The sequence below is a fragment of the Streptomyces sp. NBC_01241 genome, assembly GCF_041435435.1.
Classification (GTDB): Bacteria; Actinomycetota; Actinomycetes; order Streptomycetales; family Streptomycetaceae; genus Streptomyces.
This window is the reverse complement of the sequence record NZ_CP108494.1, coordinates 202724-217295: the sequence shown is the minus strand read 5'-3', so window position 1 is coordinate 217295 and position 14572 is coordinate 202724. Positions and strand designations below refer to the sequence as shown.

Below are 14572 nucleotides of genomic sequence, written 5' to 3'. Positions count from 1 at the left end.
GTCACCTTCTCCACAGGCGCCTGACGTTTTCCCTAGGTACTTCCCCGCTGGCCGCCGCCGCGGATGCGCCGACACCCAAACGGGGGACTACCGGCGGCCAGCCGCATCCGGCACCGGCCGACGGGGCGAAATCATCCGAGAGTGACCCCACCGGAAGCGGAAGTGAGCCCCATGCAGACCTCGGTCGTCGTGTTCACCTGCGATCTGCGCCTGTCGGACCACCCGCCACTGCGCGCGGCCCTGTACGGAGGAGGCCGGGTGGCGCCGCTGTTCGTGCGTGACCCGGCCGTGGACGGAGCGGGTTTCGCCGCGCCGAACCGGCTCGCGTTCCTCGCCGACTGCCTGCGGGACCTGGACGCCCGGCTGCGGGAGCGGGGCGGCCGGCTGGTGCTGCGCGAGGGCGACACGGTCACGGAGGTGTTTCGGGTGGCCGCCGAAGCGGACGCCGACGAGGTGCACATGGCGGGCGATGTGAGCGCCTTCGCGCACGCGCGCGAGCAGCGGCTGCGCCTGGCGCTGGAGGCCGAAGGGCGGCGCCTGTACGTGCACGACACGGTGAGCACCGCCGTGGCGCCGGGCACGGTGACCCCGGCCTCCTCCGACCACTTCGCGGTGTTCACGCCGTACTGCCGGCGCTGGTCCGCGCAGGGCCTGCGGGACGTGCTGGACGCGCCGCGCGCGATCACCGTGCCAGAGGAGGTGGTCTCCGCCCCGCTGCCGGAGCGCGGCGACGTGAGCGGGGTGTCGCCGGGGCTGTGCGCGGGCGGCGAGGCGGAGGGGCGGCGCAGGCTAACCGCGTGGCTGCGCTCCGGCGTGGACGCCTACGAGGAACGGCACGACGACCTGGCGGGCGACGCCACCTCCCGGCTCTCCCCCCACCTGCACTTCGGCACACTGTCACCGGTCGAGGTGGTGCACCGGGCCCGCAGGGCCGGCGGCGCGGGCGCGGAGGCGTTCGTACGGCAGATCGCCTGGCGCGACTTCAACCGCCAGGTGCTCGCCGCACGCCCCGACGCCGCCGCACGCGACTACCGCACCCACCGCGACCGGTGGCGCGGCGGGAAGGACGCGGAGGCGGACGCCGAGGCGTGGCGGGAGGGCCGCACCGGCTACCCGGTGGTGGACGCGGCGATGCGGCAGCTGCGCCAGGAGGGCTGGATGCACAACCGGGGCCGGCTGCTGGCCGCGAGCTTCCTCACCAAGACGCTGTACGTCGACTGGCGGGTGGGCGCCCGGCACTTCCTGGACCTGCTGGTCGACGGCGACATGGCGAACAACCAGCTGAACTGGCAGTGGATGGCCGGCACGGGCACCGATACCCGGCCCAACCGGGTGCTCAACCCCATCGCCCAGGGCAAGCGGTACGACCCAGACGGAGCTTATGTGCGGCGCTGGGTGGAGGAACTGGCGGACGTGAAGGCGGCCGACGTGCACGAGCCGTGGAACCTTCCGGCGCAAGAGCGCGCGAGCACCGGTTACCCCGAGCCGGTGGTGTCCCTGGCGGAGGGCCTGGACCGCTTCAAGCGGGCCCGGGGGCGCTCCTGAAGTCCGGCGGGAGGACATCCGCCGGGCCGCCGGGCACCACGCGCAACACCTCGTACGTGTACGCCACACCCCGCATCGCACGGAAGGTGCCTTTCCCATGCCCACCCCGCACTGGATCTTCGGCGACCTGCTCGGCCCGCACTTCCTCACGCCGGCCGGCGAGGACGGGCCCGACCGCGGGGCGCCCGTGGTGATGATCGAAGCCAGGTCGGTCTTCCGGCGGCGCCGCTTCCACCGCGCCAAGGCGCACCTGGTGCTCTCCGCGATGCGGCACCGCGCGGCGGAACTGGGCGTGCGGATGACGTACGTCCGGGCCGAGACCTACCGTAAGGGCCTGCGCCGCGCGGTGGGCGGCGCGCCGGTCACAGTGTGCCACCCCACCTCGTACGCGGCGCTCCGGCTGGTGCGCGCCCTGCCCCGGGTGCGGGTGCTGCCCGCACGGGGCTTCCTGGTGGTGCGCGAGGAGTTCGCAGGCTGGGCCGAGGGGCGCGGTGGGCGGCGGCTGCTCCAGGAGGACTTCTACCGCTGGGTGCGCCAGGAGCACGACCTGCTGATGGAGGGCGGCCACCCGGCCGGCGGCCGGTTCAACCACGACCACGCCAACCGCAAGCCCCCGCCGGGCGGCGCCCGAGAGCTCGACGTGCCGGGCCCGTACCGGCCGCGGGAGGACGACATCGACGCCGAGGTGCGCGACGACCTCGACCGGTGGGAACGCGAGGACGAGGTGCGATTCGTCGGCCGGGACGGGCCCCGCCGCTTCCCCGCCGATGCAGGTGTCGCCGCCCTCGGTGCGGACGGCGCCTCAGCGACCGGCGGACTCCCCGGGTACCTGGGCGAGAGCGTCGTTCAGCGCGGTCAGGAACCGCAGGGCCACGGTCAGCTCGTGTTCGTCGAAGTCTGCCCCGGCCCGGCGCAGGGCGTCGGCGAGGGGACAGAAGTGGGTACAGGCGGCGGCGCGGGCGTCGGCGGCGTAGTGGAGGTGCACCACCCGGCGGTCCGTGTCCTCACGCACCCGTCGGATGTGCCCGGCGCGCTCCAGCCGGTCGACGCAGGCGGTGACCGCCCCCGAGGTGAGGCCGAGCAGGGCACGCAGCCTGGTGGGGGGCATCGGCTCGGGCGCGTCGAGGATGGCGGCCAGCGCCTGTACGTCGGTGGCGTGCAGGTTCTGCCGGGCCGCGTACTGCTGGATGACCCGGCCGACCTCGCCGTGCATGCGGCGCAGCCCGCGAAGGCCGACAGGTCGCCCGGGAAGGCGGGGAGGTCACCGGTGGAGGCGCCGCCGGTGGAGGGACCGGCGGCCACGGTGTGCAGGTCACCGGCGGCAGGGGACGCGCCATCGGCGGCCCCTCCGCTCGTCTCCGTGTTCATCTGGCGCATCGTACCGGGGTACTCGCGGGTCACGGCCGGGCTGCATCCGCATGCGGTGCGACGGCCGAACACCCTAAAGTAGGAGGAGCTATGGAGACGACGGCGGACCGACCCCTGTGCCTGGTGACCGGGGCCAGCGGCTACATCGGCGGACGGCTCGTGCCCGAACTGTTGGCCGCCGGATACCGGGTGCGCTGCCTGGCCCGCTCCCCCGGGAAACTGCGCGACCACCCCTGGGCCGGGGAGGTGGAGGTGGTCCGCGGGGACGTCACTGACCCCGCCACGGTCGGTGCCGCGATGCGGGAGGTCGCCGTGGCCTACTACCTGGTGCACGCGCTCGGCACCGGACGCGGCTTCGAGGACACCGACCGCGAGGGCGCCCGCGTCTTCGGCGCGCAGGCCGCCCGCGCCGGCGTGCGCCGCATCGTCTACCTCGGCGGGCTGACCCCGGCCGGGGTGCCCGAGCGGGAACTGTCGCCTCATCTGCGCTCCCGGTCCGAGGTCGGGCGCATCCTGCTGGCGAGCGGGGTACCCACGACGGTGCTGCGCGCCGCCGTGATCATCGGGTCCGGCTCGGCGTCCTTCGAGATGCTGCGCTACCTGACCGAGCGGCTGCCGGTGATGGTCACACCGAGCTGGGTGCGCACCCGCATCCAGCCGATAGCGGTCCGGGACGTGCTGCGCCTGCTGGTGGGCGGTGCCCGGATGCCCGCGGACGTGAACCGCGCCTTCGACATCGGCGGGCCCGACGTGCTGACGTACCGGGACATGATGCTGCGCTACGCGGCGGTCGCCGGACTGCCCCGGCGCGTGATCCTGCCGGTGCCGGTGCTCACCCCCCGCCTGTCCAGCCACTGGGTCGGCCTGGTCACCCCGGTCCCCGCATCCATCGCCCGGCCGCTGACAGAGTCGCTGCGGCACGAGGTGGTGTGCCAGGAGAACGACATCACCCACTACATCCCCGACCCGCCCGGCCACCCCATCGGCTTCGACGAGGCGGTACGGCTGGCGCTCATGCGCGTGCGGGAAGCCGAGGTCGCCACCCGCTGGTCTTCTGCTTCGGTACCCGGCGCCCCCAGCGACCCGCTGCCCACCGACCCCGCCTGGGCGGGTGGAAGCCTCTACACCGACCTGCGGGAACGCCTGGTCGACGCCCCACCCGAGGCCCTGTGGCGGGTGATCGAGGGCATCGGCGGGGAGAACGGCTGGCACTCCTTCCCCCTGGCCTGGTCCGTGCGGGGCATCGCCGACCGGCTCGTGGGGGGCGTGGGACTGCGCCGCGGACGCCGGGACGCGCACCGGCTACGCGTGGGCGACTCGGTCGACTTCTGGCGGGTGGAGGAGATCGAGCCGGGCCGGCTGCTGCGGCTGCGCGCGGAAATGCGGCTTCCCGGACTGGCCTGGCTGGAGATGTGCGCCGGCACCGACGACACGGGCCGCACCCGCTACCGCCAGCGCGCCCTGTTCCACCCGCGCGGACTGCTCGGTCACGCCTACTGGTGGAGTATCTCCCCCTTCCACGCCGTCGTCTTCGGCGGCATGGCCCGCAACATCGCCCGCACGGCCGAGCGGGCGGGCGGCCACGGCCCGGGGAGCGGGGCGCCCTCCGCCGGCCGTACGGCCTCGTCGGCGGTCCGACGGACCGGGTGAGGTCCGGCCTTCCCCGGTGCCGGTCTTGCCCGCCGTCCCGCCCGAAGGACGCCCAGGAGAATCCATGCGTCGGTGAGCGCCCTGTCGCGCTGCACCTTGTTCCACTCCCCGGGGAGCGCCCGTCACCGCACTGGGCGAATGCCACCCCGGCTGAGGGCAGACGCACGAGCCGAATGGCCTTGACCGCCCTCATACACACCTGACACCCCGACAGAACGAGCGTCGAGACTGCCTTGCGCCGGCTCTGCGTAGACCGGAGGAACAGCACTCGCCATTCCTCGGTCACCGGTCGAAACCGCAGGGGGTGCCGCTCAATCCGGTCCGTTGACCAGGGGAAACCCGTGGTCAACGGACCGTTCCGTATGCCAGGCTCCGGCATATGGAGCCCCAACGGTCGGTTGCGCCCCCACTTGCCTCTGGAGTGCTTGTACGGGTGGAACTGCAACCAGCAGCGAACTGCTTGCCATCGTCGGAAGCTCGACGTCCTCACCGAGGCCGACACCGGCATCTTCACCAGAAAGCAGTAGCCGACTGAAGCCCCGCAACCAGCAGCCCTGCCCCAACCGGGTCTGTCAAACGAGCGGCTCTGTCCCGTAATCGGTGGTGACCGTACGTCACTGTGTGTCAGGCTGGGGCGTGCTTGAGGTCAATGCCCTTGTGGGTGTGGTGTTTTCGGGTCTGTCTGCCCTGGTCATCGAGGGTGTGGCGGATGAGGGTGAGCTGGTCCGGGTGGTGGCGCGTACCCGTGATGATCCGGTGCCGTGTCCGGTGTGCGGGACGCCGACTGGGCGGGTGCACGGCTTTCACGGCCGGACGGTGGCGGACGTGGCGGTGGACGGCAGGCGGGTGGTGGTGTCGGTGAGGGTGCGGCGCCTGGTGTGCCCGGTGCTGGGCTGTCCGTGGCAGACGTTTCGTGAGCAGGTGCCCGGCCTGCTGGGGCGCTACCAGCGCCGGACGAACCGGCTCACCGACCAACTCGGCAGCGTAGTCAAGGAGTTAGCGGGCCGGGCGGGCGCCCGCCTCTCCCGGGCTCTGGCCACCGCGGTGTCGCGCTCGACCGCCCTGCGGATGCTCATGCGACTGCCGCTGCCTCCGCGCCGGGTGCCGCGGGTGCTGGGCGTGGACGACTTCGCGCTCAAGCGCCGCCACCGGTACGCCACCATCGTGATCAACGCCGAGACCGGCGAGCGGATCGACGTACTCCCCGACCGCAGCGCGGACACCCTTGAGGCGTGGCTGCGCGAGCATCCCGGCGCTGAGATCGTCTGCCGGGACGGCTCAGGCGCCTACGGCGAGGCCATACGCCGGGCCCTGCCCGCCGCGGTGCAGGTCAGCGACCGGTGGCAGTGCGCCATGAGGCGCCTTGTCGTATCCCCGACTCAGTCGGGAAGAATTCGGAAGGAAATTCTTGGGTCTGATGGCTTACCTAATCCGGAAACGGTGAGGGGACCGCAGCATGCCAGGAAAGCGACGGCCGGGCTCAGGCATTGGAGACGGGGCGTCGTGGGACCCGCGTGATATGGCGAAAGCTGGATTGCCTGAATCCCAATCCCCAGAAGATTGAAGGTCGAATCCACCGGAAAAATGCCTGAAACCGGTGCCGCGCCCTGCGACGGCTTTGTGCCATGGCCGACGCAACCTCCGGAGCGCGGAGCGATGCCCAGTGAGGGAATTCAAGGGGATGAATGGGGCGCCTACCTCACGCTATTACGTACGACAAGGACGAACATGGGATCGCCTAAGGGGTGAGATCTTCCTATGGCGACGGAGGTCCCGTAGTAGTCGCCGGAGTCACGACCGGCCAAGGAGGACGGGAAAGGGGCCAGGTGATCGGACACTCAAGGATCGGGAGGTATGCGTAATGCAGAGCGCCGAAACGGTGCTGGGTGTCCTCCGTGAACGCGGCAGGCGTGGCCTGCCGTGCAGCGAATTGTATCGACAGCTCTTCAATCCGCAGTTGTATCTGCTGGCCTACGGCCGTCTGTACTCCAACAAGGGGTCAATGACACCGGGGGTCAACGGGGAGACCGTGGACGGCATGTCGCTGGGAAAAATCGAGCACGTCATCGACGCGCTGCGTCACGAACGCTACCGGTGGAGCCCAGCCAGAAGGGTCTATATCCCAAAGGGGCGGGGCAGCACGAAGCTGCGCCCGCTCGGCCTGCCGCCCTGGAGTGACAAACTCGTCGGCGAGGTGATCCGTCTGCTGCTTGAGGCGTATTACGAGCCGACGTTCTCCAACTCCTCGCACGGTTTCCGTCCCCGCCGGGGCTGTCACACCGCACTACGTGATGTGGCCAATACCTGGACGGGCACAGTTTGGTTTGTCGAGGGCGACATCGCCCAGTGCTTCGATCGCCTTGACCATTCGGTCATGCTCCGAATCCTGGGTGAAAGAATCCAAGACAACCGGTTCCTGCGGCTGATGGGCAACATGCTCAAGGCCGGATACATGGAGGACTGGGTCTGGAACGCTACGCACAGCGGGAGTCCGCAAGGCGGTGTAGTTTCACCGATCCTGTCAAATATCTATCTGCACAAGATGGATGAGTACGTCGAGAATATTCTGATCCCGGAATACACCCGGGGAAGAGTCAGGCAGCCGAACCGTGCCTTTCATCGGGTGTGGGCGGCCATAAGACGCGCAGGCAAGCGCGATGACCGCACCGAGGTGCGGGAGCTGCGCAAGCAACTTCGCAGTGTGCCCAGCATGGATACTCATGATCCTGGCTACCGGCGACTGCGATATACGCGTTACGCCGACGACACCCTGCTCGGGTTCGCCGGACCGAAGGCAGAAGCCGAGGAAATCAAAGAGCGGCTGGCACAATTCATCCGTGACGAACTCAGGTTGGAACTGTCGCCGGAGAAGACCCTCATCACGCACGCCCGCACCCAGGCGGCGAGGTTCCTCGGCTACGAAATCACCGTGCACCACAACGACCGCAAGATCACCGGCGGACGTCGTTCCGTCAATGGGGTCATCAGATTGCGCGTCCCTCGTTCGGTGGTATCTGCCAAGCAAGCCCAGTACATGAAGCGCGGCAAACCCGCGCGTCGGCCGGAACTGCTGAACCAGGACGATCACGTCATCCTCAGCACCTACGGGTCGGAGTACCGCGGCATCGTCCAGTACTACCTGCTGGCCGGCGACGTCTTTCGACTCGCCCGGCTGCAATGGGTCATGGAGACCTCGATGCTGATGACGCTCGCCAACAAGCACCGCTCGTCGGTGTCGAAGATGGCCCGCAAGTACGCGGCCACCATCGAGACCCCGCACGGACTGCGCAAGTGCTTCGAAGCCCGCGTCGAACGCACCGGCAGGAAGCCACTGGTCGGACGGTTCGGAGGGATCCCGCTGCGACGGGACAAGAAGACGGTGATCAATGACCGTCGGCTGGCCCCGGTCAACACCAAACGCAAGGAGCTGGTCACCCGGCTCCTCGCCGGACGGTGCGAGTCCTGCGGGCAGATCAACGAGGTGGAAGTCCACCACGTCGCCAAGCTCGCAGACCTCGGACGATCAGGAACCCGGCCACCGTGGGCAGATCTCATGGCCGCACGACATCGCAAAGCCCTTGTGGTCTGCGGAAGTTGTCACGCGGACATCCACGGCAAGAAGCCCGCCCCAGCACTCACGGAGTAGTCACTGGAAAGCGACGTGCGGTGAAAGTCGCATGCGTCGTTTGGGCTGGGGGCCGTGGGAAAAGGACCTGCTCAGCAGGCACCTCGCCGACGGCCCACCAGTACCCTGTGGCACAACCTCTGCGACAAGGCCCTGGCCGAGGTCCGCTCCCACAGCTCCTGCTGGGCCACCGTCAACCCACCCCGCCCCGAGGGAGCACGCGGGCAGACCACCCGCGAACGCTGGCACCAGGTCCACGACCTCCTCGGCAAGGGCGTCGGCCTGCTCGAATGCGCCCGCCGCCTGAACCTCGCCCTCAACACCGTCAAACGCTACGCCCGCACCCAGGAGCCCAACGCCCTGCGCCGGGCCCCGCAGTACCGGCCCACCCTCGTCGACCCCTACCGCGACCACCTGCGCGCCCGCCGGACCGCGGACCCCGCCGTCCCCGTGCTTCAACTCTTCCGCGAGATCAAGGAACTGGGCTACACCGGCAGCCTCAATCTTCTCTACCGCTACATCACCCAGGGCCGGGCCGAGGGCGACCGGCCCGTCATCACCCCGCGCCGCCTCGCCCTCCTTCTCCTCACCCACCCCGACAACCTGCGGGACAAGGACGCCGAACTCCTGTGTGAACTCACTGCCGCCTGCCCCGAGATGACCGAACTCGCGCGTCTCGTCAAGGAGTTCGCTGAACTCCTCACCCCCGCCACCGGCAACGACACCAAGCTCACCGAGTGGATCACAGCCGTCCGCGCCTGCGACCTGCCCCACCTGCACACCTTCGCGCACGGCCTCGAACTCGACCGCGCCGCGGTCAACGCCGGCCTCACTCACCCCCACCACAACGGCCGCACCGAGGGCGTCAACACACGCACCAAGATGATCACGAGACAGATGCACGGCCGAGCCGGATTTCCCCTGCTCCGCCACCGCGTCCTCCTCCAATGACCACCACATAGCGCTACCACCGATTACGGGACAGAGCCTAAGTAGCTGTTGAAGTTTCCCCGTGATCCTGGACACGATCTTGTTATGCCGCGAGGGCTTGTTCCCGCTGGTGACGCAGGCGCGTTTCGTGGGGTGTGAGGTATCCCCACACGATGTGCTTGCGGAGCCTGCGGCGGTTGTAGAAGGTCTCGATGAACGCGAAGATCTCGGCGCGGGCGGTGGCCCGGTCCGGCCAGAAGCGAGTGCCGATCTCTTCCTTGAGGACGGCCCAGAAGCTCTCGGCGGCGGCGTTGTCGTAGCAGATTCCAGTCCGCCCCATGCTCTGGCGGCATTCCAACTGGCAGATTTTTGCGCCAAGTTGGGTGGAGGTGTACTCGGATCCGCGGTCCGAGTGGATCACGCAGCCGGGTTCCAGGCGGCCCAGGTTGGCGGCCATGTCCAGGGGGTCGACGACGAGTTCGGCGCGGTGGTGGTCGGCCATCGAGTAGCCGATCACCTCCCGTGTGGCCAGGTCCAGCCACGAGGCGAGGTAGAGCCAGCCCTCGGCGGTGGGGATGTAGACACCTCAGGCGCGTAACTCGTCAAGCTGCGGCGGCAAGTTCGACGGGGAAGGCGGTGTGTTCGTCGAACAGCTCTTCGTGCTGGAGGCAGTGGTAGAGCTGGCCGATCATGCGGTTGAAGAGGTTGCGCTGGGCGGCGGCGTGCCAGTCTCCGTGGTCGTCGCGGCGCCGTGCTTTCCGGGTACGCCGGCGTCGACCTGAAGACCAGCTCGGGGTCGCTGTCCGCGAAGCGCACCGGTGAGAAGGCCACCCCGATGACCCTCAAGGACGGGAAGTCGGTGTACTTCGGCATCAACTACCCGATCAACACGTCGGGCGGCTCCGGCGTCCGCATCACGGGGCTGGTGGTGACCCCGCCGGACGAGACGAAGTCGGTCACCCTCCACTGGCCGGGCGCCGACACTCTGCCCGTCACGGACGGCTCCGGCTCCCAGGTGAAGGTCGGCCCGATGGGGAGCGCCGGTCAGGGCGGCTGACCCGCACGTCCCAGGGTGCTCAGGCCGCACCGCGCCGCTGCCCGAGCACCCGCCAGTACGGAATGCAAAGCCCCCAACACGCTGAACTCGACACAGAGAAAGCAGCTGGGAGGGGTACGGTGACGCGGAGTTCGGCATCAGCCGCGCGCACGCGTACCGGCTGCTCGACGTCGCCCGCGCCCTGGGCACCATCCAGGCCGTCGCCGCGGGCACCGATCCGGCTCGCACACGAGACACCAACCCGGCCGCCGCACGAGCATCTCCCGCGCCGCGGCGAAGCACGCGACCACGGACATCGACGGCAGGCTGACAGCCGCCCTCTACCGGTCCAGCCGGTTCTGCGCTCAGCGGATGTGCCGGGCCAGGCCCGTCGCCTTGGCCATCATCCATTCCAGTGGTCCGCGCTGCTGAAAGCGCGACCAGACGGTCGCGGACACCAAGGCGGCCGCGATGAAGCCAAATAGGACATACAGGGGCGATCCGGGTAGTTCCTCGATGCCCAGGAACCGGATGCCGACGAGGTGGAAAACGTACGCGGTCAGCGACATGGAACCAACTGCGATGACCGGCCGGGCCAGGAACTGGAGCCGCGGGAGGGTGTCCGTCGCGGCCAGACACGCGGTCACTACCATGATCGCCACACCGGTGTTGCCCAGGATCGACAGGGTGGTCTCACTGTGCGGGGAGGCAGCCAGCAGCCAGGCGGGGGTGTCACCGGACGGATAGCCCGCGATGTCGGACCACCACGCGCTGGCCCCACCCGCGCCGATGGCGTCGGCGGCGCCGGGAGCGACGTGCAGCGCCAGCCAGGAGCCTCCGTAGCCGGTGATCATGAGGACGGCACCCGTGAGGGCCAGGCGTGTCCGGACAGCGGTGGCAGCCAGGTCCAGGCGGGCCACGGCCATGCCGGCGATCACGAACGGGATCCAGGTCAGGGCCGGGTAGGTGCCGGTGAAGAGCAGCGAGACGATGCCGTCGGGCTCACCGGGCGAGCGGACGCCACTGTCGCCGATCGCCTGCTGCACCACGTAGAGCACCTGGGGCAGGACGAGGGCCGTTCCCGCGGCGATCGCCGCCAAGGGGCCGGCGCCGAGCCGGTACAGCGGCAGTACGAGCAGGAAGTACAGGCCGTAGAAGGCGAGGATCACGTCGACCGGGATGCCGCTCATGGTCAGCACGGTGCCCAGGGCCAGAAGGATCACGGCCCGGATCACCACCTTGGCCACCGCCTGACGCCCGGCCCGGCCCGTCTTCGGCGTCACACGCCCGGTGATGAAGACAACGGCGAAGCCCGCCAGGAAGGCGAAGAGAGCGGAGGATCTGCCGTGGGCCAGCTCCATCAGGAAGCCGATCGCACCGCCCTGGTCAGGGTCGGGCCCCACATGAGCCGCGTACATGCCGAACACCGCGAGTCCGCGGGCCAGGTCCAGCCCGATCAGCCGACCCGCCGGTGCCTTCCCTCTGTCGCGCACGGGGGCCGGGGCGTCTACCACAGGAGCTGCGACGTCTGAGTACTGAGTCATGCCTTCCAGGTTTGAGAGTGGGCTGATCGCCGGGTGACCGGCAGATGTCCGGGCCGCCCCGCCATCCGGCGGAGGCCCACCTGCGCCGGATGTCCGGAGCCGCTGCTCGCGGAGCCGCCCCGGTCATCTGGGGCTTTGGGCTCGGTGCAGCAGGCATGGACAGCCATCGGCGCGTGTACTTCGAATGTACAGACGGCGAGGCGGAACGTATGTGATCCGGCTCTCGGTGGGGGGCCTGAAACTGGCGACCTCGCGTATTCGAGAGTCGCGTATCGGAAGATTTCAAGTCCAGTGAGACGGTCGTGACGCTATGAGGTTTGTGGTGCGGGTTCCCTGCGTTTGGCCGGGTCGTTGATCCAGGCCGTCTGGGGTATCTCGGGTGGTCTGGGGCGGCGGCCGAAGCGTTCGGGGTGGCGGGCGTATGCCTCGGCGAGGGTGACCGCGCGCTGGTCACGGACCTCCTCGGCGGTCCCGAAGTGGACGGAGGCGGGTGTGTGCCAGCCGATACCCGAGTGCCGGTGCTCATGGTTGTAATACGCGAAGAACGCGTCGAACCACTCGCGGGCGTGGGCCAGCGAATTGAACCGTTCGGGATAGTCCGACATGTACTTCGTGGTCTTGAACTGGGCCTCGCTGTAAGGGTTGTCGTTGGAGACCTTCGGCCTCGAGTGCGACCGCGTCACGCCCAGATCGATCAGTAGTTGGGAGACCTTCTTCGACGTCATCGAGGTGCCGCGGTCCGCGTGCACGGTCTGGGGCACGATGCCGTTGCGGGCGATGGTCTCGCGGATCAGCTCCTCGGCCCGCACAGCTGATTCGGCTCGCTCGACGGTGTGGCCGACGATGTACCGGCTGAAGATATCGATGATCACGTAGGCGTGATACCAGACGCCCTTGACCGGTCCGGCCGCCTTGGTGATGTCCCAGGTGAACACCTGCGACGGGCCGGTGGCGACCAGCTCGGGCACCGCCTTGGCGGGATGGGTGGCCTGCCGTCGGCGCTCACCGGACTGATCCTGCTCGCGCAGGATCCGGTACATCGTCGAGACGGAGCAGTGATAGCGCCCGGCATCCAGCTCGCGGGCCCAGATCTGCGCAGGCGCCAGCTCGGCGTACTCGTCGCCGTTCATCAACTCCAGTACCGCAGACCGCTCTTCGGCCGTCAGGGCCGACGGCTGCACCTGCGGGGTACGTGTTCTGCGCGGTGGTGCCGGCCGGAGCCGACGGTAATGCGTGGCGCGGGAGCGGCCGGTCAGCCGACAGGCGGCCGTGATGCCCAGCTGAACCTCGACGCCGGTGAACGCCTCGTCCACGACAGGGTCGGCGGCAGGCTTCAGTCCGCGCTCTCGGAGATCATTTCCAAGAGCGCGGAAGCTTTTCCCATCACCTCGAGTGCGGCCTTGTTCCGTGCCAGGTCCTTCTGCAACCGCTCCACCTGCTGCCGCAGCTTTTCGTTCTCCACCTCCGCGGCGGACTTCTTCGCACGGGCCGGGCTGGTCCGGCGGTCGACCAGGTTTTCCAGGGCCCCGGCATCCCGGGCGGCCCGCCACTCCTTGACATGCGAGTGGTAGAGGCGTTCCCGGCGCAGGACCGCGCCCTTCTCGTTCCTGGGCGCGGCGTCGTACTCGGCGACGATCCGCATTTTGTACTCCGAGGTGAAGGTACGGCGCTTCGGCCTCGGTGCCGGGTCGGACCCGACGGGCTCTGTACTGGGCATAAGGGACGGTTCTCCTGTCGTGCCCTCTCAGGCTAACCCCGCAGAACGGGATGTCTCACCCAAGGCTGACAGAGAGGGTATTCCTCACCAGTTGAAGCCTCTCGGTCACCGTGTGCGGTCACCGGGGGCATGGTGGCGCCAGGTGCCTCCGCCTTCGGCGGTTGGCCACCTGCATGGCGAGGACCGTCACCAGATCAGCGCTCCCTATGGGGCCACGCGCGAGGTAACGCCCGGCAAGAGCCCGGTCATGGAGATCGCGGGTTATGTTGCCGCTTGCGACTGTTTCAGTGATCTTCTCTTCCTCGTCGCCGGCGGTGATGTCGAGAACCACGAGGCCGGGCTCGTCGATGTGCTGGGCGTCGATCGTCACGCCGAATCTAACGCGGCGATCGCCTGGCCGGGTTCACCGACGCCGTGCACACCATCCATACGAGCGAGGCGAGGCCCGCCCTCCGGGGCGGTGGTTGACGGCACCGCCTGCCCCATGCTCGGCGGCGGGGCGGCGTCGCAGAGACAGAAGTTCAGGGGACGTCGCCGACCCAGTCCCACCGGCAGGGCTCGCCAAGGCGGGCTTTGTAGTCGGCGCGGCCGTCGGTCCCGGTCCCAGCAGAACCGCATCGGCAACGCGGCCGCGCGCCATGACGCGCGCTCTGTCCCGGGTGGTGGGGGCCGGCCGCCTGGCCGACCGGGGTGCAGTGCTCGGTGTGCGGCACTCCAACGCCTGGCTGTGGTGACGATGTCGGGCATCGTCCACCGAGTGGACCGCACGATGTTCTGCATCCGGTGCACGACGCCCATCATCGGATGCTGTGCATCGAGTGGACTCCACTCGGTGGGCTCCACTCCCGTGCGCACCGGCTGACGGTGGACTCCACTCTCGTGCGCACCACGATGTCCGGCACCGCACCGGTGCGCACCACCCGACGATGCCCGGCACTCTCGCGCGCACCCGGTGCGCCGCACTCGATGTCCCCGGCGGAGGGCACCCTGCGCTGCGCCCAGGGCCGCGCCCGGCTGGTCCGCGCCTTGTGCGGACGGCTGGACCGGCTCGCACAACCCCCGCCAGCCACGGGGGCTTCCTGAAACTGCCGAGTGCCCGGGCAGGACCACGGTCCCCGGGTGCGCGGCGTATCGCCCCGTCCGGACCCCGGACGGAC

At 69.3% G+C, this 14572-nt stretch carries 10 protein-coding genes and 5 pseudogenes; 8 read left to right on the top strand and 7 right to left on the bottom strand.

From position 1 onward, the window contains the following. Nucleotides 1–171 precede the first annotated feature (171 nt). Together OG306_RS00960 and OG306_RS00955 are read left to right on the top strand one after the other, a co-directional pair. Nucleotides 172–1545, top strand: coding sequence for a cryptochrome/photolyase family protein (locus OG306_RS00960; protein WP_266908137.1), 1374 nt, complete (start codon nt 172–174; stop codon nt 1543–1545). A 97-nt stretch (nt 1546–1642) separates the two neighbouring features. After that, a pseudogene (locus tag OG306_RS00955) lies at nt 1643–2311 on the top strand (cryptochrome/photolyase family protein); the annotation flags it as partial. Between the two features lie 36 nt (nt 2312–2347). Here the strand turns inward: OG306_RS00955 and OG306_RS00950 are convergent. Beyond that, the gene (locus OG306_RS00950) at nt 2348–2653 is read right to left on the bottom strand and encodes a MarR family winged helix-turn-helix transcriptional regulator (protein ID WP_371666200.1); all 306 of its coding nucleotides are present in this window, start codon (nt 2651–2653) and stop codon (nt 2348–2350) included. A 350-nt stretch (nt 2654–3003) separates the two neighbouring features. Here OG306_RS00950 and OG306_RS00945 point away from each other — a divergent pair, with 350 nt between their 5' ends. From OG306_RS00945 to OG306_RS00930, 4 genes and pseudogenes are all read left to right on the top strand, one after another. Then, nucleotides 3004–4563: an SDR family oxidoreductase gene (locus OG306_RS00945; protein WP_327259589.1), complete on the top strand. Its 1560-nt coding sequence runs from the start codon at nt 3004–3006 to the stop codon at nt 4561–4563. Nucleotides 4564–5199: 636 nt separating this feature from the next. Beyond that, nucleotides 5200–5907: pseudogene (locus OG306_RS00940) on the top strand (ISL3 family transposase); the annotation flags it as partial. A gap of 517 nt (nt 5908–6424) precedes the next feature. Beyond that, on the top strand, nt 6425–8209 hold the full coding sequence (locus OG306_RS00935) for a reverse transcriptase/maturase family protein (protein ID WP_266751484.1): 1785 nt from the start codon (nt 6425–6427) through the stop codon (nt 8207–8209). 105 nt (nt 8210–8314) lie between these two features. Beyond that, a pseudogene (locus tag OG306_RS00930) lies at nt 8315–9139 on the top strand (transposase); the annotation flags it as partial. Nucleotides 9140–9221: 82 nt separating this feature from the next. Here OG306_RS00930 and OG306_RS00925 read toward each other — a convergent pair. Continuing rightward, nucleotides 9222–9695, bottom strand: coding sequence for a DDE-type integrase/transposase/recombinase (locus tag OG306_RS00925; RefSeq protein WP_266908133.1), 474 nt, complete (start codon nt 9693–9695; stop codon nt 9222–9224). 25 nt (nt 9696–9720) lie between these two features. Then, nucleotides 9721–9870 (bottom strand): annotated as a pseudogene (locus OG306_RS00920) (IS110 family transposase); the annotation flags it as partial. Here OG306_RS00920 and OG306_RS00915 point away from each other — a divergent pair. Beyond that, nucleotides 9855–10175: pseudogene (locus tag OG306_RS00915) on the top strand (DUF4232 domain-containing protein); the annotation flags it as partial. The pseudogenes OG306_RS00920 and OG306_RS00915 overlap by 16 nt on opposite strands. A 344-nt stretch (nt 10176–10519) precedes the next feature. Here the strand turns inward: OG306_RS00915 and OG306_RS00910 are convergent. From OG306_RS00910 to OG306_RS00895, 4 genes are all read right to left on the bottom strand, one after another. Next, nucleotides 10520–11698, bottom strand: coding sequence for a DUF418 domain-containing protein (locus OG306_RS00910; RefSeq protein ID WP_266908067.1), 1179 nt, complete (start codon nt 11696–11698; stop codon nt 10520–10522). Between the two features lie 308 nt (nt 11699–12006). Then, a complete protein-coding gene (locus tag OG306_RS00905; RefSeq protein ID WP_266745038.1) occupies nt 12007–13011 on the bottom strand; it encodes an IS3 family transposase in 1005 nt (334 codons plus the stop codon). 20 nt (nt 13012–13031) lie between these two features. After that, nucleotides 13032–13415 (bottom strand): hypothetical protein, encoded by a 384-nt coding sequence (locus tag OG306_RS00900; RefSeq protein ID WP_266745039.1) that lies wholly within the window; start codon nt 13413–13415, stop codon nt 13032–13034. 118 nt (nt 13416–13533) lie between these two features. Continuing rightward, a complete protein-coding gene (locus OG306_RS00895) occupies nt 13534–13785 on the bottom strand; it encodes a DUF6207 family protein (protein ID WP_266751517.1) in 252 nt (83 codons plus the stop codon). Between the two features lie 413 nt (nt 13786–14198). On the opposite strand from OG306_RS00895, the gene OG306_RS00890 reads away from it, so the two are divergent. Then, on the top strand, nt 14199–14498 hold the full coding sequence (locus tag OG306_RS00890; protein ID WP_327259590.1) for a hypothetical protein: 300 nt from the start codon (nt 14199–14201) through the stop codon (nt 14496–14498). Nucleotides 14499–14572: the final 74 nt, after the last annotated feature.

Bases quoted from the DNA above. Each gene is read 5' to 3' on its own strand.
- OG306_RS00900 (WP_266745039.1), bottom strand. From the start codon at position 13,415: ATGCCCAGTACAGAGCCCGTCGGGTCCGACCCGGCACCGAGGCCGAAG.
- OG306_RS00945 (WP_327259589.1), top strand. From the start codon at position 3,004: ATGGAGACGACGGCGGACCGACCCCTGTGCCTGGTGACCGGGGCCAGC.
- OG306_RS00950 (WP_371666200.1), bottom strand. From the start codon at position 2,653: ATGCCCCCCACCAGGCTGCGTGCCCTGCTCGGCCTCACCTCGGGGGCG.
- OG306_RS00935 (WP_266751484.1), top strand. From the start codon at position 6,425: ATGCAGAGCGCCGAAACGGTGCTGGGTGTCCTCCGTGAACGCGGCAGG.
- OG306_RS00910 (WP_266908067.1), bottom strand. From the start codon at position 11,698: ATGACTCAGTACTCAGACGTCGCAGCTCCTGTGGTAGACGCCCCGGCC.
- OG306_RS00960 (WP_266908137.1), top strand. From the start codon at position 172: ATGCAGACCTCGGTCGTCGTGTTCACCTGCGATCTGCGCCTGTCGGAC.